This window comes from Aquiluna borgnonia (assembly GCF_013283855.1).
In the GTDB taxonomy this organism is placed as follows: Bacteria; Actinomycetota; Actinomycetes; order Actinomycetales; family Microbacteriaceae; genus Aquiluna; species Aquiluna borgnonia.
On sequence record NZ_CP054056.1, the window covers coordinates 213,444 to 235,621 of the forward strand.

The 22,178-nt window shown below is 56.4% G+C and carries 22 protein-coding genes and 1 riboswitch; of the genes, 12 read left to right on the top strand and 10 right to left on the bottom strand.

Features of this window, described 5'->3' with window-relative positions:
• Positions 1-46 precede the first annotated feature (46 nt).
• Positions 47-194: riboswitch (FMN riboswitch) on the bottom strand.
• 45 nt (positions 195-239) lie between these two features.
• From trpS to sdhC, 7 genes are read right to left on the bottom strand one after another with little or no spacing between them, the layout of a single operon-like run.
• Positions 240-1,241: a tryptophan--tRNA ligase gene (gene trpS, locus HRU87_RS01165; protein ID WP_173494212.1), complete on the bottom strand. Its 1,002-nt coding sequence runs from the start codon at positions 1,239-1,241 to the stop codon at positions 240-242.
• A gap of 6 nt (positions 1,242-1,247) precedes the next feature.
• On the bottom strand, positions 1,248-2,057 hold the full coding sequence (locus HRU87_RS01170) for an exodeoxyribonuclease III (protein ID WP_173493146.1): 810 nt from the start codon (positions 2,055-2,057) through the stop codon (positions 1,248-1,250).
• Positions 2,057-2,482, bottom strand: a complete 426-nt coding sequence (locus tag HRU87_RS01175) for a Rieske (2Fe-2S) protein (protein ID WP_173493147.1) — start codon at positions 2,480-2,482, stop codon at positions 2,057-2,059. Before HRU87_RS01175 ends, HRU87_RS01170 begins: the two co-directional genes overlap by 1 nt.
• Complete coding sequence (locus HRU87_RS01180; RefSeq protein ID WP_173493148.1) at positions 2,479-3,213, bottom strand: succinate dehydrogenase iron-sulfur subunit; 735 nt, start codon at positions 3,211-3,213, stop codon at positions 2,479-2,481. The genes HRU87_RS01175 and HRU87_RS01180 overlap by 4 nt, the downstream gene beginning before the upstream one ends.
• Entirely contained in the window at positions 3,213-4,976 is a 1,764-nt protein-coding gene (sdhA, locus tag HRU87_RS01185; RefSeq protein WP_173493149.1) for a succinate dehydrogenase flavoprotein subunit, read from the bottom strand. Before sdhA ends, HRU87_RS01180 begins: the two co-directional genes overlap by 1 nt.
• 10 nt (positions 4,977-4,986) lie before the next feature.
• Positions 4,987-5,424 (bottom strand): succinate dehydrogenase hydrophobic membrane anchor subunit, encoded by a 438-nt coding sequence (locus tag HRU87_RS01190; protein WP_173493150.1) that lies wholly within the window; start codon positions 5,422-5,424, stop codon positions 4,987-4,989.
• Positions 5,425-5,817, bottom strand: coding sequence for a succinate dehydrogenase, cytochrome b556 subunit (sdhC, locus tag HRU87_RS01195; RefSeq protein WP_173493151.1), 393 nt, complete (start codon positions 5,815-5,817; stop codon positions 5,425-5,427).
• A gap of 84 nt (positions 5,818-5,901) precedes the next feature.
• On the opposite strand from sdhC, the gene HRU87_RS01200 reads away from it, so the two are divergent.
• The 11 genes from HRU87_RS01200 to HRU87_RS01250 all read left to right on the top strand — a co-directional run bounded on the left by HRU87_RS01200 (position 5,902) and on the right by HRU87_RS01250 (position 16,450).
• A complete protein-coding gene (locus HRU87_RS01200; RefSeq protein ID WP_173493152.1) occupies positions 5,902-7,008 on the top strand; it encodes a mannose-1-phosphate guanylyltransferase in 1,107 nt (368 codons plus the stop codon).
• A 117-nt stretch (positions 7,009-7,125) separates the two neighbouring features.
• The gene (locus HRU87_RS01205) at positions 7,126-8,217 is read left to right on the top strand and encodes a BMP family lipoprotein (protein ID WP_173493153.1); all 1,092 of its coding nucleotides are present in this window, start codon (positions 7,126-7,128) and stop codon (positions 8,215-8,217) included.
• Positions 8,218-8,302: 85 nt separating this feature from the next.
• Complete coding sequence (locus HRU87_RS01210; RefSeq protein ID WP_173493154.1) at positions 8,303-9,811, top strand: ABC transporter ATP-binding protein; 1,509 nt, start codon at positions 8,303-8,305, stop codon at positions 9,809-9,811.
• Positions 9,808-11,040 carry an ABC transporter permease gene (locus HRU87_RS01215; RefSeq protein ID WP_173493155.1) on the top strand — a complete coding sequence of 411 codons (1,233 nt, stop codon included), beginning with the start codon at positions 9,808-9,810 and terminating at the stop codon, positions 11,038-11,040. The genes HRU87_RS01210 and HRU87_RS01215 overlap by 4 nt, the downstream gene beginning before the upstream one ends.
• A complete protein-coding gene (locus tag HRU87_RS01220; RefSeq protein WP_173494214.1) occupies positions 11,040-12,302 on the top strand; it encodes an ABC transporter permease in 1,263 nt (420 codons plus the stop codon). The genes HRU87_RS01215 and HRU87_RS01220 overlap by 1 nt, the downstream gene beginning before the upstream one ends.
• A gap of 3 nt (positions 12,303-12,305) precedes the next feature.
• Entirely contained in the window at positions 12,306-12,695 is a 390-nt protein-coding gene (locus HRU87_RS01225; RefSeq protein WP_281359130.1) for a cytidine deaminase, read from the top strand.
• On the top strand, positions 12,696-13,973 hold the full coding sequence (locus HRU87_RS01230; protein WP_173493156.1) for a thymidine phosphorylase: 1,278 nt from the start codon (positions 12,696-12,698) through the stop codon (positions 13,971-13,973). It begins immediately after the preceding gene.
• Positions 13,974-13,980: 7 nt separating this feature from the next.
• Positions 13,981-15,063: an adenosine deaminase gene (locus tag HRU87_RS01235; protein WP_173493157.1), complete on the top strand. Its 1,083-nt coding sequence runs from the start codon at positions 13,981-13,983 to the stop codon at positions 15,061-15,063.
• Positions 15,063-15,500: a PTS sugar transporter subunit IIA gene (locus tag HRU87_RS01240; RefSeq protein ID WP_173493158.1), complete on the top strand. Its 438-nt coding sequence runs from the start codon at positions 15,063-15,065 to the stop codon at positions 15,498-15,500. The genes HRU87_RS01235 and HRU87_RS01240 overlap by 1 nt, the downstream gene beginning before the upstream one ends.
• Positions 15,501-15,517: 17 nt before the next feature.
• Positions 15,518-15,790: a PTS sugar transporter subunit IIB gene (locus tag HRU87_RS01245; protein ID WP_173493159.1), complete on the top strand. Its 273-nt coding sequence runs from the start codon at positions 15,518-15,520 to the stop codon at positions 15,788-15,790.
• A 9-nt stretch (positions 15,791-15,799) separates the two neighbouring features.
• A complete protein-coding gene (locus HRU87_RS01250; RefSeq protein ID WP_173493160.1) occupies positions 15,800-16,450 on the top strand; it encodes a pyridoxamine 5'-phosphate oxidase family protein in 651 nt (216 codons plus the stop codon).
• On the opposite strand, the gene HRU87_RS01255 is transcribed toward HRU87_RS01250, so the two are convergent.
• Entirely contained in the window at positions 16,437-18,068 is a 1,632-nt protein-coding gene (locus HRU87_RS01255; protein WP_173493161.1) for a phospho-sugar mutase, read from the bottom strand. The genes HRU87_RS01250 and HRU87_RS01255 overlap by 14 nt on opposite strands.
• Positions 18,068-18,889 (bottom strand): purine-nucleoside phosphorylase, encoded by an 822-nt coding sequence (locus HRU87_RS01260; RefSeq protein ID WP_173493162.1) that lies wholly within the window; start codon positions 18,887-18,889, stop codon positions 18,068-18,070. The genes HRU87_RS01255 and HRU87_RS01260 overlap by 1 nt, the downstream gene beginning before the upstream one ends.
• Positions 18,890-18,942: 53 nt before the next feature.
• On the opposite strand from HRU87_RS01260, the gene HRU87_RS01265 reads away from it, so the two are divergent.
• On the top strand, positions 18,943-20,364 hold the full coding sequence (locus tag HRU87_RS01265; RefSeq protein ID WP_173493163.1) for an NAD(P)H-quinone dehydrogenase: 1,422 nt from the start codon (positions 18,943-18,945) through the stop codon (positions 20,362-20,364).
• Here the strand turns inward: HRU87_RS01265 and HRU87_RS01270 are convergent.
• Positions 20,361-22,133 (bottom strand): acetyl/propionyl/methylcrotonyl-CoA carboxylase subunit alpha, encoded by a 1,773-nt coding sequence (locus HRU87_RS01270; protein ID WP_173493164.1) that lies wholly within the window; start codon positions 22,131-22,133, stop codon positions 20,361-20,363. The genes HRU87_RS01265 and HRU87_RS01270 overlap by 4 nt on opposite strands.
• Positions 22,134-22,178 lie beyond the last annotated feature (45 nt).

The window sequence follows — 22,178 nt, forward strand, 5'->3', positions numbered from 1 at the left end:
AACACAGCACGCCGGGGGCGCGAAAAGAAGGGACGCCAAGGCATCCCCGGTTCTTCTCCCATCCGGACTTTAACCGTCGGTATCGGAATTTCACCGATTCAACCGCCTGAGGTCACTTAGCTGGCTGCCAAGCTCCCAGTCGGGTCGCGGACTTTAACCGCCGGCTCAGATTTTCACTGACCCCGAAGAACTGTGTTACTAAGAACAATACTCTCCGGGGCTGGGAAATTCCCCTTGGATTATGGTCGAACGAATCCCAAACGGTCATAGACGTCTGAGAGGGTCCGCTCGGCAATCTCGTTGGCCTTTGCAGCGCCGCTTGCAAGCAGGCGATCCAGTTCAGCGGGATCGCCGAGAAGTTCTTGAGCACGATTGCGAATTGGATCAAGTGCCGACACAACTGCATCCGCTACCGCCGTCTTGAGTGCGCCATACCCCTGGCCCTGCAGTGAAGCGGTGAAGGAGTCGATGCTCTCGCCAGTGATAGCGCTGTAGATACCAATCAGGTTAGAAACACCAGGCTTGGCATCGCGGTCGAAGCGAATCTCACCATCGGTGTCGGTGACAGCGCTCTTAATCTTTTTAGCGATCACGCTTGGCTCATCCATCAGGTTCACTAGACCCTTGGGGTCGGCAGCGGACTTGGACATTTTGGCCGTTGGTTCCTGCAGGTCATAGATCTTCGCGGTCTCCCTGAGGATGTGAGCCTCGGGGATCTCGAAGGTTTGACCGAATCTGGAGTTGAAGCGAGTCGCCAGGTCTCTGGTGAGCTCAAGGTGCTGGCGCTGATCCTCTCCAACAGGGACGGCTTTTGGCTGATAAAGCAAAATATCTGCGGCCTGCAAGATCGGGTAGGTAAAAAGCCCGACGGAGGAGTTGTCCGCCCCACCCTTTTGGCTCTTGTCCTTGAATTGAGTCATTCGCGACGCTTCACCAAAACCCGTGATGCAGTTCAGCACCCAGGCCAATTGGGCGTGGGCGGGGACATGGGACTGGACAAACAGCGCCGATTTTTCCGGATCAATCCCTGCGGCAATGTATTGAGCCGCGGTTCTTCTGGTGTTCTCCCTCAGCTGCGCAGGTTCCTGGGGGACAGTAATGGCGTGGAGGTCGACGATGACGTAGTAGGCGTTGAAGTCTTCCTGCATCTTCACCCACTGGGTTAGCGCCCCCAGGTAGTTTCCAAGGTGCAGGCTTGAGGCGCTCGGCTGCATTCCAGAGAGCAGATTGGGTTTGGACATCATTTCCTAAAGTTGAAAGTCAACCGTTACGGGGGCATGATCGCTCCAGCGAGCGTCATAGCTCTCGGCCCGATCAATCCGATAATTCTGCCCTAGCTGGGCAAGCTTTGGCGAGGCTAGTTGGTAATCGATTCTCCAACCGGCATCCGTGTCAAACGCCTGACCCCTGAAAGACCACCAGGTGTAGGGGCCGGGGGTTTCAGGGTGCGCACTGCGACCAAGGTCCACCCAGCCCTGGGCTGCGAAGTTATCAAAATAGGCGCGTTCCTGAGGCAAGAACCCGGCGTTTTTGAGGTTACCCTTCCAGTTCTTGATGTCTAGTTCGGTGTGGCCAACGTTCAAATCACCGACAATCAGAGCGAGCTCACGATTCTCAATCAACCACGCCATCCGCTCCTGCATAGCTTCCAAAAACTTGTATTTTTCAACCTGCTTGGGGGTTTCAACCTCGCCCGAGTGAACGTAAACGCTCACCACCGTAAGGAGCCCGGCAGCAGTTTCAAAGTCGGCCTCGAGCCAGCGACCGGCTGAGTCAAATTCTTCTGGTCCTAACTCGGTGCGGGTTTCTATCGCCTCAAACTTAGAGAGGATCGCTACGCCAGCTCGCCCCTTGGCGGTTGCCTCGTGGTTGTAGATGTGCCAGGCGGGCGCTACAGATAAAGGCCCATCGACCGCTAGCGCATCAAGCTCAGATCGCGGAGCACGCACTTCCTGCAGGCAAAGAATGTCGGGTTTTGCCTGACTGAGCCATGCCCCCATGCCGTTTTTTGCGGCAGCCCTGACACCGTTCACGTTTACCGTGGTGATGGTTTTCATCAGAGGGTGATCCAGATTTCCTCACCGCGGATCTCAACGGGGATTCTCCCGAGCGCAGTTTTGGCCGGCCCGGCTAGCACCATTCCAGATTCAGAGTCAAACCGGGCGCCGTGACAACCGCAGACAATTTCCGTCTCCTCAACCCCGTTTACGATGCAGCCGGAGTGAGTGCAGGTGGCACTGAAAGCCTTGAAGTTACCTTCGGTTGGCTGAGTCACCAAAACCGTGAGCATCTCATCCACCGGGAACTTGGTTCCCGAGCCAACCGGGACCTCATTGACCATCGCCAGCATGATTGCGCCGGAGGTGGCGGCCTGAGTCTCAGAGGCGACCGGAGTGGCGGTTTCCTCGGCCGCTGCGCAGCCTGCCAGGACCACGGTGCTGGCAGCTATTCCCCCGAGAGCCGCACGGCGAGTTAGGCTCATGGCTTTCCGCGCAGGATGGCCTGCTTGACCTCTGCGATGGCCTTCGTTACCTCAATACCTCTGGGGCAAGCCTCGGTGCAGTTGAAGGTGGTGCGGCAGCGCCAGACACCCTCTTTGTCGTTCAGGATGTCGATGCGAACCTGGGCGGCCTCATCACGTGAGTCAAAAATGAAGCGGTGAGCATTCACAATGGCGGCCGGGCCAAAGTACTGGCCATCAGTCCAGAAAACTGGGCAGCTGGTGGTGCAGGCCGCACAGAGAATGCACTTGGTGGTGTCGTCGTAGCGGGCGCGGTCCTCAGGGGACTGCAGGCGCTCCTTCTCGGGCTTGTCCGAGGCAATTAGGAATGGGTTGACATCCTTATAGGCCTGGTAGAAGGGGTTCATGTCCACGATCAAGTCTTTTTCAACCGGAAGGCCCTTGATTGGCTCAACGTAGATCGGCTGAGAGATGTCTAGATCCTTGATCAAGGTCTTGCAGGCTAGTCGGTTGCGACCGTTGATGCGCATGGCGTCCGATCCGCAGACGCCGTGGGCACAGGAGCGGCGGAAGGTTAGGGAACCGTCCTGCTCCCACTTGATCTTGTGCAGGGCGTCCAGCACGCGGTCGGTGCCGAACATCTCGACGTCGTAGTCCACCCACTTCGGCTCGGAGTCAGTCTCCGGGTCAAATCGGCGAATCATCAGGGTTACCTGGAAAGAGGCAACCTCAGCTATCTTCTGCTCTGCCATTAGTACTTACGCTCCATTGGCTGGTAGTTGGTGATAACCACAGGCTTCCAGCCCAACTTAATGTTGGTGCCGGTTGCCTTGTCGGTGTTTTCGGTCTTGTAGGCCATGGAGTGAACCATGAATTTCTGGTCGTCACGAGTTGGGAAGTCCTCGCGCAGGTGAGCTCCGCGAGACTCGCGGCGCTCGCGACAGGTGATTACCGTGACCTCTGCAAGATCCAGCAGGAATCCAAGCTCAATGGCCTCCAGGAGGTCGGTGTTGAAGCGCTTGCCCTGGTCCTGGATTGAGATGTTCTCGTAGCGCTTGCGCAGCTCCTGAATCTTGTCGAAGGCTTCGTTCAAGGTCTCCTCGGTGCGGAAAACCTGGGCGTTTTTGTCCATGGTTTCCTGCAGCTCCTTGCGCAGCTGGGCCACCTTCTCTTTACCCTTTGCCTTGCGAACCTTCTCCAGCATTGCCAGCACTTCGTCGGCAGCGTTCTCTGGAACCGGAACCTGCTTGGCGGTCTTCGCGTACTCCACCGCGTAGCGGCCGGCACGCTTACCGAAGACGTTAATGTCCAGCAGTGAGTTGGTTCCTAGTCGGTTGGCGCCGTGAACCGAGACACAGGCGCACTCGCCGGCGGCGTATAGCCCTGGGACCACGGTGTCGTTGTCGCTGAGCACCTCTGCCTTGATGTTGGTTGGGATACCACCCATGGCGTAGTGAGCGGTTGGGAAAACCGGAACCGGTTCGGTGTAAGGCTCAACACCCAGGTAGGTTCTGGCAAACTCGGTGATGTCGGGGAGCTTTGCGTCAATTACGGCGGGCTCCAGGTGAGTCAGGTCAAGGAATACATAGTCCTTGTTGGGTCCGCCACCGCGACCCTCCCGGACCTCATTAGCCATCGCTCTGGCAACCATGTCACGCGGAGCTAGGTCTTTGATGGTCGGGGCATAGCGCTCCATGAAACGCTCACCGGAGGCATTGCGCAAAATGCCACCCTCGCCTCGGGCTGCTTCGGAGAGCAAAATTCCCAGTCCGGCAAGACCGGTCGGGTGGAACTGGTAGAACTCCATGTCCTCCAAAGGAAGGCCCTTGCGGAAGATGATTCCAACGCCGTCGCCGGTCAAGGTGTGAGCGTTGGAGGTGGTTTTGTAGATCTTTCCGAATCCACCGGTTGCAAACACGATGCTCTTGGCCGCGAACACGTGAATGTCTCCGGTCGCTAGCTCGTAGGCGACAACCGCCGAAGGCTTGCCGTCGTTCATGGCCAGGTCAAGAACGTAAAACTCGTTGTAGAACTCGATGCCCAGCTTCACGCAGTTTTGGTAGAGGGTCTGCAGGATCATGTGACCGGTGCGGTCTGCCGCGTAGCAGGAACGGCGAACCGGCGCCTTCCCGTGATCGCGAGTGTGACCACCGAAACGGCGCTGGTCGATCTTGCCGTCCGGGGTGCGGTTGAACGGCAATCCCATGTTCTCCAGGTCGATAACCGCCTGGACCGATTCCTTGGCCAGAATTTCTGCGGCGTCCTGGTCAACCAGGTAGTCGCCACCCTTGACGGTGTCGAAAGTGTGCCACTCCCAGCTGTCTTCCTCAACGTTGGCAAGAGCAGCAGCCATACCACCCTGGGCGGCTCCGGTGTGAGAGCGGGTTGGGAAAAGTTTTGAAACCACAGCCACCTTGGCGTGTGGGCCAGCCTCAATCGCGGCGCGCATACCGGCTCCGCCAGCACCCACGATAACTACGTCGTAAGAGTGATAGGTCACGTTGTCGTTGGCCATGATTTCCTAACTAGTTTGCTGGGCAGAACGAAGGCAACAGCTCTGCAGCTGCACCAGCGGGGCAAGGGTCGAAGGTGAAGATCACCAGGGTTCCTAGAACAATCAGAAGGGCACAAACAATCCACAGGGTGTAGTTCAATCCCACGCGGACCCTCTCCTTCTCGGTGTAGTCGTTGACGATGGTGCGCATTCCGTTGGTTCCGTGAATCATGGCTAGCCACAGCATGGCCATATCCCAAACCTGCCAGAACGGATCTGCCCACTTTCCAGCTACGAATGCGAAGTCGATTGCCTTGATGCCATCACCCAAAACCAGGTTGACAATCAGGTGGGTAAAAATAAGGACGACCAGCAGCGGTCCGGAGACACGCATAAAGAGCCAGCCGTACTTCTCCCAGTTGGCAGCCTTGCGGCTTCTGGGCTGAACTGGAGTCTCGATAACTACCACTTAGTGACCTCCGAACACTCGAGCTAGGTGCAGGGGCGCAAAGCCAGCTACTGCGATAACGGTGATCGCCATTACTGCCCAGAACATTAGGTTTTGGTACTTGGTTCCCTTGGACCAGAAGTCCACGGCGATTACTCGTAGGCCATTTAGACCGTGGAAGAGGATGCCTCCGACCAGGCCAAGCTCTGCGAGTCCAATGATCGGCGTCTTGTAGGACTCGATGACCACGTTGTAGGCCTCGGGGCTAACCCTGACCAGGGCGGTGTCCAACACGTGGACCAGAAGGAAAAAGAAAATTGCGACACCGGTGATGCGGTGCAAAACCCAGGACCACATGCCCACCTTGCCGCGGTACAGGGTTCCTGCTGGCCGAGTTGCCAAGCTAGCCTCCATGGATAGTTTCGGGATAGCTAAAGTCTAACCAACTTGACCCCGCGCACTTCCCCAAAAACCAGATAAACATCTAGGGTTTGAAGGGTGAAATCTGAAATTTCCGCTCTGGAGCGCTTTTACGCTGTTATCCCTGCCGGAGGCGTGGGCTCCAGGCTTTGGCCTCTTTCAAGAGCGAGCGCCCCAAAGTTTTTGCACGATCTGACCGGCAGTGGTCAGACTCTGCTCCAGGACACCTGGGATCGGTTGCAGCCGATCTCCGCAGGTCGAACCATGGTTGTGACGGGAAACGTTCACGCCCATGCCGTGGAGCAGCAGCTTCCCGAACTCGATGATGCCAACATCATTCTCGAACCCTCACCCCGGGATTCCACGGCAGCGATTGCTTTGGCGGCAGCGGTCTTGATGCGCCGGGAGCCCGAGGTAATCATCGGATCCTTTGCGGCCGACCACGTGATATTGGACACCGACCAGTTCTTGGCCACCGTCAAAGAGGCTGTCTCGGTGGCGGCATCCGGAAAAATCGTCACCATTGGACTTCGACCAACCGAACCTTCGGTCGGATTCGGCTACATCCAAAAGGGTGATCCGCTGGATTACCCAAACGCCTGCGAAGTCTTGAAGTTTGTCGAGAAGCCAAACATCAAATTGGCCAGGCAATACGTCGAGTCCGGAGACTATTTCTGGAATGCCGGAATGTTCATAGCCCCGGCCAAGCTGCTGCTTGAGGTGTTGCAAAGAACCGAACCCGAGCTACACGCTGCAATCGACAAAATTGCGCAGGCTTGGGACACGCCAAGCCGGGAGGCAGTCCTCAAAGCCAACTGGCCAAAACTCAAGCGCATTGCAATTGACTACTCAATTGCCGAACCTGCTGCCGAGCAGGGACTGGTTGCAGTTGTCCCGGCCGAGTTTGAGTGGCACGACGTTGGAGACTTTGCATCAATCGCCGAACTTCAATCCCAGGGACGCAAGGGAAACCTTGCAGTGCTGGGTTCTGCCAGAGTGCTCTCCGATTCATCCTCTGGCATTTTGATCTCAGATACCGACCGACTTGTTGCGTTGATTGGCCTCGAGGATGTAATCGTGGTTGATACTCCAGACGCCCTTCTCATCACGACCAAAGAGCATGCTCAAAAAGTAAAGTCACTCGTCGATGTCTTGAAACAGAGCGGTCACTCAGAGCTTTTATAACAGTTGTTTCAAACCCGTAAATCTTGGCGTTTACCTCGCGTTTGCGCGCAAATAGCGGAGTAGAGTGATGGGCGAACCGGTGCCTGAGAGCACCAAATTCCAAATCAGGAGGAAACCTTGAAACTAAAGAATGCATCAGCCGCATTCGCCCTGCTAGGCGCCTCGGCTCTAGTGCTATCTGGTTGCGCCGCTGCACCAGAGGCAGAGCCAACCGCGACCGAGTCTGAGACCGCAACCGAGGAAGCAGCGCCAAGCGTTGACTACCTAGCCTGTGCAGTTTCCGACGAGGGTAGCTGGAACGACAAGTCATTCAACGAGTCTGTTTACGACGGTCTGCTAAAGGCCGAGGCAGAGCTCGGTGTTCAGATTGCCGAAGCAGAGTCCAACTCTGCCGAGGACTTCGCACCAAACCTTCAGGCCATGGTTGACCAGGCCTGTGACATCACCTTCGCAGTTGGCTTCAACTTGGTTGCCGATGTCAACGCTGCAGCGGCAGCTAACCCAGAGACCCAGTTCGTAACCATTGACGGTTGGAGCGAGGGTAACGCCAACCTAAAGCCAGTTGGTTACGCAATGAACCAGTCCAGCTACCTTGCTGGCTACCTGGCAGCTGCCTACTCCACCACCAAGGTCGTTGGTACCTACGGTGGAATGCAGATCGACGCAGTTACTGACTTCATGAACGGCTTCTACTACGGAGCTATGGCATGGGGTGCAGAGAACGGCGCCGAGGTCAAGGTTGTAGGTTGGGACCCAGCCGCAGCCACCGGTCAGTTCATCGGTGACTTCACTCCAAACTCCGGAACCTCCAAGTCGATTGCTGCAGCCCTGATCAACGACGGCGCTGACGTGATCTTCCCAGTTGGTGGAGACCAGTTCGGTGCAGTTTCTCAGGCAATCGAGGAAGCTGGCATCGCCGGTGTCATGATCGGTGTTGACAAGGACGTAGCCCTAACCTCCCCAGAGTACGCACCATACGTGCTGACCTCTGCTGAGAAGCGCATGACCAACGCTGTTTACGACATCGTGGCTGAGCTCTCCGCTGGTGGCGAGTTCTCAGGCGACGCATACCTCGGCACCTTGGCAAACGGTGGAACCGGACTATCTCCGTTCTACGAGTTCGACTCCAAGATTGATGACGCAACCAAGGCACGTCTAGCAGAGCTAGAGGCCGGCATCATCGCGGGTGAGATCGACCCACTGAGCTAGTCTGAAAAAATAGTTGGGGGCCGCAGAGGAATCTGCGGCCCTTACTATTTGGCAGAATAGAACCTGGCACGAAGGAGTGCGTAGATTGAAATTAGAACTTCGAGGCATCACCAAACGCTTCGGCCAGTTGGTTGCCAATGACCATATTGACTTGACCGTCAACCCCGGTGAGATTCACGCGCTGCTGGGAGAGAACGGTGCGGGTAAGTCGACCCTGATGAACGTGCTCTACGGCCTTTACACCGCAGACGAGGGTCAGATTCTGCTGGATGACAAGGTTCAAAAATTCTCCGGTCCCGGCGATGCGATGGCCGCGGGCATCGGCATGGTCCACCAGCACTTCATGCTCATTCCCGTCTTCACGGTTGCCGAGAATGTCGCCCTTGGAAATGAGCCGACCTCGGCTCTGGGAACTCTAAATCTTGCAAAGGCCCGCGCTCGGGTCATCGAAATCTCCGACCGATTCGGATTCAACGTAGATCCCGATGCCCTGGTTGAAGATCTGCCGGTCGGTGTTCAGCAGCGAGTTGAAATCATTAAGGCGCTTTCAAGAGACGCCAAAGTTTTAGTCCTCGACGAGCCAACTGCAGTGCTTACTCCGCAGGAGACCGATGAGCTCATGGCGATTATGCGCCAGCTGGCAAAGAGCGGAACCTCGATTGTTTTTATCACCCACAAGCTTCGTGAAGTAAAGGAAGTTGCCGACCGCATTACCGTTATCCGGTTAGGAAAAGTTGTCGGAAGTGCTTCTCCCGAGGATTCCACCTCAGAGCTGGCCTCAATGATGGTTGGGCGCGAAGTCGACCTAACCGTTTCGAAGAAATCGGCCGAACCAGGGGCCGAAGTCATTCGACTGGAAAACATCAATGTCCTCGACGATCGCAACCAGCGAGCTGTCAGGGGAGTGAGCCTCAAGGTTCACGCCGGGGAAATTCTGGCCATTGCCGGAGTGCAGGGCAACGGTCAAACCGAACTGGCCGAGGCACTGCTTGGGCTCAGGCCGGTAATGCGCGGCATGGGCGCTATCGCAATCAAGGATCAGTACCTCAAGGCCCAGCCAAGCGTCCGCGAGGTGCTTGAAATGGGTGTCGGTTTCATCCCTGAGGACCGCAAGAAGGACGGACTGGTTTCGGAGTTTTCGGTCGCTGAAAACCTAATGCTGGATGCCTCCTACAAGTCCGAATTCACCAAGGGCCTCAGTATCAATTTCTCCGCTCGCAAGCGAATTGCGAAGGATCTGATCTCCCGTTTTGACGTCCGCACCCCCTCGGCTGAGGCTCTGGCGGGAAAGCTCTCCGGAGGAAATCAGCAAAAGGTCGTGGTCGCTAGGGAGCTTTACAGGAATGTTGATCTGCTGATTGCCTCGCAGCCCACCCGAGGGGTGGATGTGGGTTCGATTGAGTTCATCCACGAGCAAATAGTCGCTGAGCGCGATGCCGGCAAGGCTGTGATTCTAATTTCCACCGAGCTGGATGAAGTTTTGGCATTGGCTGACCGAATTGCTGTGATGTATCGAGGGGAAATAGTTGGAATTGTTCCCCCCACCACCTCTAGGGAGCAGCTGGGCAAGATGATGGCTGGAGTAAGCGCATGAGTAACAACTCTCAAAACGAAGAACGACTCTCCCAGGCCGTGAAAGAAATCTTGGCCGGTGGTTTTACCAGGACTCTGCTCTCGGTGATTCTCGGATTCCTGGTGGGCGCCCTATTCATGATCGGTTCCAATAAGGAGTTCCTCGAGGGGCTGGGCTATTTCTTCTCTCGCCCCACAGACTCGCTTGGAGCGGCCTGGACCGTGGTCAGCGAGGGTTATGGCGCGCTGTTCCGTGGCGCAATTTTCAACGCTGAGGCCGAAACCTTTGAAAAGGCAATTCGTCCGCTAACTGAGACGCTGCGCCTGGGCGCACCACTGGTTGCCGCAGGACTGGGAATCGGCCTGACATTCAGGGTTGGCCTATTCAACATCGGCGGCACCGGCCAGTTGATTTTTGGCATGATTTTTGCCACCTGGGTCGCCACTCGCATTGAACTTCCCTTTGTCATTCACACCCTGGTGGCGCTAGTAGCTGGAATCTTGGGAGCTGCCCTGCTGGGAGCCCTGGTCGGCTTCCTAAAGGCCCGAACCGGAGCCCACGAGGTCATCCTGACCATCATGCTCAACTACATCGCGCTGTATTTCTTCACCTTCTTGATGAGGGACCCAGCCCTACTGCAGGAGGAGAGGGCAACCGGAAACCCCAAGGCTGATCCAGCTGCTGAAACGGCTCAGTTCCCAGCACTATTTGGGGATCAGTTCTCGCTGCACTGGGGCCTGATAATTTCCTTGGCCGCGGTGATCCTCTACTGGTGGTTGATGGAGCGTTCCACGATTGGCTACCGCTTGAGAATGGTGGGATACAACCCGGATGCCGCTAAAACCGCAGGTATCAATGTCAATCGCACCTACGTTCTAGCCATGGGTCTTTCGGCTGCATTCGTCGGCGTTGCAGCCGCGAACCAAGCCCTTGGCTCGGCCATCGGTGTCACCCCATCGACCCACGCAAACATTGGTTTTGACGCCATAACCGTGGCGCTTCTCGGTGGTAGTTCAGCACCTGGAATTCTGCTCGCCGGCATGCTTTTCGGGGCCTTCAAGGCCGGGGCACCAGCAATGCAGGTGATTGGAATCTCGCCAGAGGTTTTGGGAATCGTGCAGGGGGCGATCGTGCTGTTCATTGCCGCTCCTCCGCTGATTCGGGCAATCTTTGGGCTGCCAAAACCTCAAAATACCAACGCGCTCGGGGCGATCCGAGATCGAATCTTTGCCAAGGGAGGTGCCAAGTGATGCTCAAGGCTCTCGAGGGTATTTCTAAGGACGAGCGAGTCGGCTTCAAGGCCCCCGGCATCATGGGGGCGCTTGGTCTTCTAGTCCTTTACTTCTTCGGCATCGCAGGTCGCGAGGGTGAGGCGAGTTTCGAACTCTCGCGCAAGCAGGATTTAGTGCAAATCCCAGCGCTCCCAATCGAATCGGCAACCCTGGGTTTGATCTCTGGCATTTTGATGCTGCTGATCGCTGGATTTGCTCTGTATCGCTCAGCTCAAAATCAGCCCACACCGCTTTGGATATCAACCAGCTTCGGCTTCATTGGAGTTGTGGCGCTGCTGGGTTGGCTGGCAGCTGGCAACACCGTTCCTGTGGTGTTCATTGCCGGCACAGCCCTGGTCTTGGCTGTTCCAATCATGCTGGGCGCCATGGCCGGTGTGATGAGTGAGCGCAGTGGAATCACCAACATCGCCATTGAGGGCCAGCTGCTGACAGGAGCCTTCATGGCCGCCGTGGTGACCTCGCTGACAGACAGCTTTACCCTGGGTATCTTGTCGGCAATGTTTACCGCAGCGCTGATGAGCATGGTGCTGGCGGTCTTTGCCATCAAGTTCCTAGCTCAGCAAATCATCGTCGGTGTTGTTCTGAACGTTCTGGTGATCGGTATCACCAACTTCCTGTATCAGCAGTGGTTGACCGAAGACGGGGAGAACGTTAACTTCCCTGGCACCCTCGATATCGTCAAGATTCCGCTGCTGAGCGATATTCCGGTGCTCGGCCCCGTGTTTTTCGAGAACCGCATCACGGTATTCGTGGCCCTGCTGATTGTCCCTGCCCTTTGGTTCGTGCTCTTCAAGACCAGGCTCGGGCTGCGAGCCAGAGCGGTCGGCGAACACCCGTTGGCTGCTGACACCGTAGGTATCAATGTGTCGCGCACTCGGTTCTGGTGGGTCACCATTGGCGGCGCCATCGCTGGCTTTGGCGGTGCGGCCCTCACGGTCGGAAACGCCGGTGCATTCGGGCGAGAGATGTCTGGAGGCTTTGGATTCATTGCTTTGGCAGTGGTTATCCTGGGTCGCTGGCACCCCATCTCGGCCGCTCTTGCGGCGCTGCTGTTTGGCTTCTCAATCATCCTCAGGGTTTGGGCCAACCAGGTCAGTCCTGGTATTCCAACCGACTTCATCACCATGGTTCCCTACATCGTCACCATCATCGCGGTGGTCGGTTTTGTTGGTCAATCCAGACCTCCAAAATCCCTCGCCATTCCTTACGTGAAGGGGTAGCCGGTGGAAATCGACTGGGTTGCACTTAAGGCTGAGGCCATTGCTGCTATGCAGCGGGCCTACGCCCCGTACTCCAATTTTCCGGTTGGGGCGGCTGCCCTTACCGACTCGGGTCAGATAATTTCTGGTTGCAATGTCGAGAACGCCTCCTATGGTGTGGGGCTTTGTGCCGAGTGCTCGCTGGTGAGTGAGCTGTTCCGAACCGGCGGCGGAAAACTAGTCGCATTTTCCTGCGTTGACGGTGACGGAAACACCCTGATGCCCTGCGGACGCTGCCGACAGTTGCTCTACGAACACCGTGCGCCGGGCATGCTGCTTGAAACCGTTTCAGGCATCAAGAGCATGGATCAGGTTTTGCCGGACGCTTTTGGTCCCGAACATTTGGAGAAGTAATTGAGTTTTTCAGCCGTTGAGCTAATCATCAAAAAACGCGAGCGGGGGGAGCTCAGCACAGCTGAAATTGATTGGCTGGTTGCCAACTACACCTCCGGCCGCGTCGCGGATGAGCAGATGTCCGCTATGGCGATGGCGATTTTGCTCAACGGGATGAACCGTCGGGAAATCAAAGACCTAACGCTGGCAATGATTGCCTCCGGTGAACGATTGAGCTTCGATGGCCTAGCGGCCCCTACTGCCGACAAGCACTCAACCGGTGGCGTTGGGGACAAGATCACTTTGCCCCTGGCTCCGCTTGTTGCCTCTTACGGGGTTGCGGTTCCGCAGCTTTCCGGCAGGGGCCTGGGTCACACCGGTGGAACGCTGGACAAGCTGGAGTCAATCCCGGGCTGGCAGGCTTCGCTCTCCAACACCGAGCTCTATTCGCAGCTCGCAGAGATTGGGGCGGTGATTTGCGCCGCCGGTTCAGGTTTGGCACCGGCAGATCGCAAGCTCTATTCGCTCAGGGATGTCACGGGAACCGTTGAGGCGATACCGCTGATCGCATCGTCAATCATGAGCAAGAAGATTGCCGAGGGAACCTCGGCGCTGGTTCTGGATGTCAAGGTGGGTTCGGGAGCCTTCATGAAGACCCTCGACCGCGCCCAGGAGTTGGCGCAAACTCTGGTCCAGCTCGGGCAGGACGCCGGTGTAAAAACCTCAGCGCTACTAACAGATATGTCAACTCCACTGGGACTAAAGATCGGCAATGCTCTCGAAGTTAAAGAGTCCATTGAGGTCCTAACCGGAGGAGGACCTTCGGATGTTGTTGAGCTGACCGTTGAATTGGCGAGAGAAATGCTCCACCACGTTGGCATGAGCGATGTTGACCCGAGGGAAAACCTATCTAACGGTAAGGCCTATGAGGTCTGGCGCAAAATGATTGCGGCCCAGGGCGGGGACCCGGATGCTGAACTTCCAAAGGCAAAGCACTGGCACCAGCTGACGGCTGAAGAGTCCGGCTACATCTCTAGGCTCGATGCTCTCGAGCTCGGCGTTGCCTCTTGGAGACTTGGCGCTGGAAGAGAGCGCAAGGAAGACGCGGTTCAGTTTGGGGCGGGAATCGAGCTTCATGCTCAACTTGGCCAGTGGGTCGAAGCCGGTGCTCCGCTCATGACGCTATTCACCGACACCGAGGAAAAGTTTGAGAGAGCGCAGGCTTTAGCGCAGGGTGCCGTTTCGATTTCAGCATCCCACGCCCCGGAACGTAAGCTCATCCTCGGAAAGATCAGTTAGGAACCCCTTGGACATCAAATCCCTTCCAAAGATTTCTTTGCACGACCACCTCGACGGTGGATTGCGCCCGCAGACGATCATCGAGCTCGCCGCAGAGGTTGGTCACACTCTGCCCAGCACCGACCCCATTGAACTTGGTGCCTGGTTTGCCGAGTCTGCAAATTCTGGATCGCTGGTTCGCTACCTGGAAACCTTTGATCACACCGTTGCGGTGATGCAGACTCGGAAGGGTTTGGAGCGAGTGGCCTACGAGGCCGTATTGGACCTAGCCGAGGAAAACGTGATTTACGCCGAACTTCGCTGGGCCCCAGAGCAGCACCTGGCAGGTGGCCTGAGTCTAGATGAGACCGTTGAGGCGGTTCAGGATGGTCTAGAGCGAGGCATGCAGGATGTTGAGGCCAGGGGCGGTTTCATCAGAACCGGCCAACTGGTAACTGCGATGCGTCATGCCGATCGCGGCATGGAGATAGCCGAGCTGGCAGTGCGCCAGAGAAACAATGGAGTCGTTGGGTTTGACATCGCCGGGGCTGAAAAGGGCTTCATGCCCTCAAGGCACAAGGCGGCCTTCGACTTCCTAGCCGAGGAGCTTTTCCCCTGTACTGTTCACGCCGGAGAGGCCGACGGAGTCGAATCTATCCGCGATGCCATTGTTTCGGGACGCGCACTGCGACTGGGACACGGAGTCCGTTTGGTTGAAGACATTATGTTCTCGCGGACCGAGGGCGACACCGACTTGGTGGTGCTTGGTCCGGTTGCGCAGTGGGTTCACGATCGCGGCATCGCCCTGGAGGTCTCGCCATCTTCGAACCTTCAAACCGGCGCGTTTGAGATGCTCGGTGACACCATGGCGGACCACCCATTTGACATTCTTTATGACCTGGGATTCAAGGTGACGGTGAACACCGACAATCGCCTGATGAGCGCAACCAACCTCACCAAAGAGCTTGAGATTCTCGTTGAGACCTTCGGCTACACCCTTGAGGACCTCGAGCAGTTCCAGCTCAATGCTGCTGAGGCTGCATTCCAGGGACTTCCTGAGCGCGAGGAGCTCATGGACATGATTGAGATCGGTTTCGAAAGCCAGCGCTAGTGCTTGCAGAGGCCTTTGGTCCAAACTCAATTTCGGTTCAGGCTGATGCCCTGAGCTGGGAGCAGGCAATTGCTCAAACCATTCATTTGCTCGAGCAAGCCGGCCAGGTCAAGGCGTCCTATCTGGATGAGGTCCTGGAAGCTAACGCCAAGCATGGCCCCTACTTTGTAATTGCGCCCCACATCGCCATCGCTCACGCGGCCCCATCTTCATCCGTGATTGCCACGGGATTTTCACTACTAAAACTGCAGAGTGGCACTCAATCGGGTTCAGCGAACGATCCGGTTAGGTTACTCTTTGGCTTTTGCGCTAAGGACCCTTCCTCCCACCTCGAGCTGCTGTCAGAATTTGCGGCCGTAATGAGTAGGGGTGAAATGGTGAATCTTTTGTTAAATGCCAGTAATTCTGTTGAACTTCGGAAGCTATTACTGGACTGAGTTGGTTATATAGCGACGTGAAGATTTATGCGGTGTGCGGTGCGGGTATCGGCACCTCGGTATTACTTAAGTCCAATGTCGATCGCGTTCTGCAATCTCTGGGCATTGAGGCTGAGGTTCAGGCGGTCTCTGTCTCGGCCGCGATGGCCGACGATTCACCCGCTCAGCTGGTTTTCATCACCCCGGAACTGCAATCCCAGATCAATGGAATTCGCTCTGAGGTAGTGGTCATAAATAACATTTTTGATCTAGCCGAACTCTCCGAGAAACTCACTAAATCCCTCGGCTAGGCTTGCCAGATGGCAAATCCTGGTGAAACCGAGAGAACAAAACTCAATCGTCTGAGCTACAAGGCCTCGCACTCTACCGAGGACCTCTACTCAATCCTGGATGCCAATTTGGTGGCTCACGTCGGCATCATTTTTGAGGGGCGCCCCCTGGTTATCCCCATGGCATACGGCCGAGTAGCGAACACCCTCTATCTCCACGGCTCGTCTGGTTCGCGTCTAATGCGCGCCCTGGAGCAAGAACCCGCGGTCTGCGTTTCAATCACTGAACTCAGAGCCCTGAAAGTTGCTCGCAGCACCTTCAACTCCGGAATGCACTACCGCTCGGTTGTGATTTTCGGAGAGGCAAGGCTGGTGTCTGACGATGAGAAGGATCAGGCTCTAAATGCCCTAAGCGATGCCATGATTCCGGGCCGAGTCTCCGAGGTGAGGCAAAGCAAGAAAAAGGAACTCGCAGCGACCATCATCGTCGCCGTGCAACTAGATGAGACCTCGGTGAAGATTTCCGTCAATGAGGTTGATGACGATGAAGACGATTTAAACCAGGGAGTTTGGGCCGGGATCGTTCCGCTGAAACAGGGCTGGGATCAAGCGATTCCTGCGGATGACGAGGCTGCTGGCCTTCCAGTCCCCGCAAGTGTTCAGCGTCTTATTGGTGGCTAGCCAGCAACTCACTGGCCCAAACTTTTAGGTTTCCTAACAGCGCTTCGGCTGACTTGGCACTGTCGGCGGTGGCCTGCAGGTAACACTTGAGCTTTGGTTCGGTTCCCGATGGGCGGATGATGACCCTTATTTGATCTGACTCTAAAATCACGCCGTTGGTTGGCGGGAACCTGTTTCCGGATTCCAAGTCCTCAAAACCAATCTCAGCTCCCAAGACTTTCACCGGCGGGTTCGCTCTTACGCCGGCCATGATTGTCGAAATCACACTTAGATCAGAGACTCGAATTGATACCTGCCCGGTGGCGAGGTGACCGTAGCGCTCGGCCAGTTCTGCCAGAAGGTCCTTCAGGTTGCGCCCCTGTTGCTTCAGCTCAGCTGCGAGCTCGGCAATTATCAGGGCCGCCGAGATGCCGTCCTTATCCGGGGTGTGGCTGGGGTCAACGCAGTAACCCAGGGCTTCTTCATAGCCGTAGCTGAGGTTTGGGACCTTTGAGATCCACTTAAAGCCGGTGAGGGTTTGGCGGTATTCCACCCCGTAGTGCTTGGCCAGTGGCGCAAGGCTCGCGGATACGATCGAGTTCGCAACGGTGCCCTTTTTGCCCGAAGAAACAGTTGCCTCGGCTAGCAATAAGCCAACCTGGTCACCGGTGAGCATTTGATAACCCGAATCAGTCCTTATGCCAACAGCCAGTCGGTCTGCATCTGGGTCGTTGGCGATGATGATGTCGCTCTGGAGTTTTTTTGCAAGCTCAAAACTCAAGTCCATCGCGCCGGGTTCCTCAGGGTTGGGAAACTTTACGGTTGGAAAAGAGCCGTCTGGCGTCTGCTGTTCAGGAACTGAATCGATGTGGAATCCAACCCGAGCGAAGAGTTTTGCGACAACGTCATAGCCAACCCCGTGCAGCGCGGTGTAGGTGATGCCCAGCTCGCCTCTGCCCGGACGCTGATGCATCACCAATTCTGCGGCCCTGGAAATGTAGCCATCCACTTCCGACTGGCCAAGAATTTGGTAGTCGCTGGATTTTGGAATTGCGGCGAAGGTGGTCTCCAGCGCAATCTTTTCAATCAGCGCTGCTATTTCGCCATCCTGCGGACTAATGAGCTGAGAGCAGCCGTTAGGTCCACCGAGGTAAACCTTGTAGCCGTTATCGCGCGGAGGATTGTGGCTCGCCGTCACCACAATGGTTGCGCTTGCGGACAGGCGCTTCCCCGTGAATGCGGCTACCGGAGTGGGGACCGCGAGGGAGAAAAGTTTTGCCTTGATTCCTGCGGCTTGAAAGATTTCCGCGGTATCCCGAGCAAAGATGTCTGAGTTCACCCTCGCGTCATAACCAATTACCGCCGAAAGCTTTCCCTCGGAGTCCAGGTAGGTGTCACCGCTGTTTTTTAGAAACTGGGCTATCGCCAAAGCAGCTTGAGCAACCACCACTCGGTTCATGCGATTCGGCCCGGCACCGAGTTCCCCACGCAGTCCGGCTGTGCCGAATTCCAAACGGCCTGCAAATCTTGACTCGAGTTCAGCCGTGTTACCAAGCCCAATCAGCTCGGAGAGTTCAGACCTAGTTTGAGGATCCGGATCCTGGTCCAACCAGGCTTGTGCGTTTGAAATCAAGTTCATTAGATTTTTGAGACGATTTGAGCAACTAGTGCGCTAATCCTTGATTCGGCATTCTTACCAGCCTCAATAACCTCAGCGTGAGAAAGCGGTGTGGTTTGGATTCCAGCTGCGAGGTTGGTGATCAGAGACAGCCCGAGGATTTCCATGCCAGCCTCTCTTGCGGCAATAGCCTCCAACGCAGTTGACATGCCCACAATGTGCCCTCCGATGGCCTTGGCCATCTGGACCTCGGCTGGCGTCTCGTAGTGCGGGCCGCGAAATTGCACGTAAACCCCTTCATCCAGGGTGGGGTCGACCTCGCGTGCCAAATCCCTCAGTCGCTTTGAGTAAAGGTCGGTGAGGTCTACGAAGTTGGCGCCTTCCAGAGGGCTGGAGGCGGTCAAATTGATGTGGTCTGAGATCAGAACTGCCGCACCACCCTGCCATTGAGGTTTGATGCCACCTGCACCATTGGTCAGAATCATTGTCTTGGCTCCGGCGGCGGCTGCGGTTCGCACGGAATGCACAACTGCCCTGACCCCGTGGTTTTCGTAAAAGTGGGTTCTGGCCCCAATCACCAGGGCGAATTTACCATTTGGTAGCCGAATTGACCGAATCGTCCCGACGTGGCCAACCACCGCTGGTTTGGAGAAGCCGATGATCTCACTGCCCGGGATTTCGCTAACGGTTTCGCCAATCAGGTCTGCGGCCTTCGCCCAGCCCGAGCCAAGCGTCAGTGCGATGTCGTGGGTTTGAATTCCGGATTTCTCACGAATTTGATCGGCGGCTTTAGCGGCGATTTCGAAGGGATTGCTGCCCTCTGCGTTGAGTGGATGAACCATAAACTTCAGTCTAACTAACCATTTCTAGAGCATTGTTAGGCGAGAATAAAGCAGTGAACAATTCCTTGTCTGACCTGCACCGCATTGTGATTATCGGTGGTGGCCCCGGTGGTTACGAAGCAGCAAGAGCTGGTCGACAACTCGGGGCAGAGGTCATTCTCATCGAGGATGCCGGCATCGGCGGTAACGCGGTATTGACGGATGTGGTTCCCTCCAAAACTTTGATTGCTACCGCGGAAGCGGCCCAGCAGGTCTCTCTCGCGCAAACCCTCGGAGTAAATTTTTCAATTGCGGGCAAGGCAGTTCGGCCGCGGGTCGAGATCGACATGAAGGCCGTCAACAAGCGCCTGATGGCGCTGGCGAAATCACAGTCTGATGACATGCTCACCACTTTGAAGAAAGAGGGTGTTCGCATAATTTCTGGTCGAGGCCGGCTAGATGGCAACCACCACGTAATTGTTGAACCTACCCTCGGCGGGGAGTCAGAGCGCATCGAAGCTAAAACCATCATCGTTGCGGTAGGGGCTCACCCTCGTGAGGTTCCAAACTCCAGGCCAGACGGGGAGCGGATTCTCACCTGGAAACAGCTTTACAACCTGCAAGAGCTCCCCGAGCACATGATTGTGGTTGGCTCCGGTGTCACCGGAGCTGAGTTTGCCTCTGCCTATCTTCAGCTTGGCAGCGAGGTCACGCTTATCTCCAGCCGCGACAAGGTTTTGCCCGGAAGCGACATGGACGCTGCGGAACTTATTGAGGATGTATTTCGTCGCCGCGGAATGAACATCATGAATAAGTCCAGGGCTGCCAAGGTGGAAAACACCGGCAGCTCAGTTCGAGTAACCCTGGAAGACGGCAAAGTTATTGAGGGCAGCCACTGCCTCATGGCAGTCGGTGCGATACCCAACACTGAGGGTCTCGGGCTAGAGGAGGCGGGTATCAGGCTCACCGAATCCGGTCACGTGATCGCTAACAAGGTGGCCAGAACCTCAAGAGCCAACGTGTATGCCGTGGGAGATTGCTCGACGGCGATGCCGTTGGCATCGGTGAGCGCAATGCAGGGCCGAACTGCTGTTTACCACACCATGGGAGATGTTGCGGCTCCAACCCGAATGCGCAATGTGGCATCCAACATTTTCACCGCCCCAGAAATCGCCTCGGTAGGTTGGTCACAGGCCGAGATCGAGCAGGGCTTGGTGCGCGGAGAAATTGAAAAGGTCATGCTGGACACCAATCCCCGGGCCAAGATGCAGGGCATTCGCGAAGGTTTCATCAAGCTGTTTGCTTCGATTGGTTCAGGAACCGTGATCGGTGGAGTTGTTGTCGCCCCTAGGGCCTCGGATTTGATATTCCCGATTGCAGTTGCGATTGAAAACCGCCTGACGGTTGATCAGTTGGCGCGAACCTACACGGTTTACCCGTCCATCTCAGGCTCAATTGCAGAGGCAGCCTCTGCCCTGCACCAGCCAATCGACTAGTCGACGATATCTAAAATCCGAGTGCCTGCGGAAATCGTGGTGCCAACCGCAACCCCAATGGAGCTAACGGTTCCCGAGCGGTGAGCAGTTAGCGGCTGCTCCATCTTCATTGCCTCAAGAACCACGACTAGTTCGCCGGCCTCAACGTGAGAACCTTCGGCAACCGCCAGCTTCACAACCGTGGACTGCATCGGTGCCATCAGGCTGTTGCCCTTGGCTCCGGTGTGAGAAGAGGACCCGGAGGACTTTGCTCGCTTGGGTGCGTGGCCTGCTGCAGAGCCGATCTCTCCCACTAGCAATCGCTTAGGAACGCTGACGCTCAGGCGCTTTCCGGCAACCTCAACCACAACTTCTCGGCGGGCTTCTGGTTCTGGAAGGCCTTCGGCCTGCCCAGACCAAGGCTCAAAATTGTTTTCCCATTCGGTTTCAATCCAGCGGGTGTAGACACCAAACTTGCCATCCTGGGCTGTGAAAGCCTTGTGGCTAACGATTTCTCGGTGGAACGGAAGAACTGTGGGGAGGCCGTGAACCTGCATTTCCTCGAGCGCTCTGCGAGAGCGAGCCAGGGCCTCTTCCCTGGTGGCGCCGGTGACAATCAGTTTTGCAACCATGGAGTCAAAGTTTCCGCTGATCACATCTCCAGAAACCACTCCGGAGTCCACTCTCACACCAGGACCAGAGGGGGCTATGAACTGGTGGATTGGCCCGGGAGCCGGTAGGAAATTTCGACCTGGGTCCTCGCCGTTGATTCTGAACTCAAAACTGTGACCGCGCACCTCAGGGTCCGGGTAATCAAGCACCCCACCCTCGGCGATGCGGAACTGCTCGCGCACCAAATCCAAGCCGGTGACCTCTTCAGAGACTGGGTGCTCAACCTGGAGCCTGGTGTTGACCTCGAGGAATGAGATGGTTCCGTCTTGGGCAACTAGAAATTCGCAGGTTCCAGCCCCCTGGTAGCCAACGGCCTTCAGGATTGCCTTCGAGGATTCGTAGAGCCGATTTACCTGGTCGGCCGAAAGAAATGGCGCTGGCGCTTCCTCGACCAGCTTTTGGTGCCTTCGCTGAAGCGAGCAGTCTCGCGTGGAGACCACGACGACATTGCCGTGCTGGTCTGCGAGGCACTGAGTTTCAACGTGCCTGGGTTTGTCCAGGTACTTCTCAATGAAGCACTCACCCCGGCCAAAGGCGGCAATTGCCTCACGGGTTGCCGATTCAAACAGCTCAGCAATTTCAGATGCCTCGCGCACAATTTTGATTCCTCGGCCCCCACCGCCGTAGGCGGCCTTGATAGCAACCGGCAATCCGTATTCGGCCACGAAGTCTTCGACTTCCTTCACACTCTCGACCGGGTTTATGGTTCCCGGAGCCAGCGGTGCACCGACGGATTCGGCTACCTTGCGAGCGGAAACTTTGTCACCCAGCTGCTCGATGGATGCGGGGCTCGGTCCGATCCAAATCAGACCCGCATCAAGTACTGCCTGGGCGAAGCTCGCGTTCTCAGAGAGAAATCCGTAGCCGGGGTGAACTGCATTAGAACCGGAGCGCTTCGCTACGGCAATAAGTTTTTCGATGACCAGGTAGCTCTCTGCAGCGGTCGCGCCGCCAAGCGCATAAGCCTCATCCGCCAACTTCACGTGCAGCGCATTGCGGTCGCCCTCGGCATAGACGGCAATGGTCAAGATGCCCGCATCCCTAGCGGCTCTTATGATTCTCACTGCGATTTCGCCGCGGTTGGCAATTAGAAGTTTCTTGATGCGGCGATCGGTCATAATCCAAAAGCTTATTGCCCAGCCAGTTCAGCCTTTTGGAAGAAA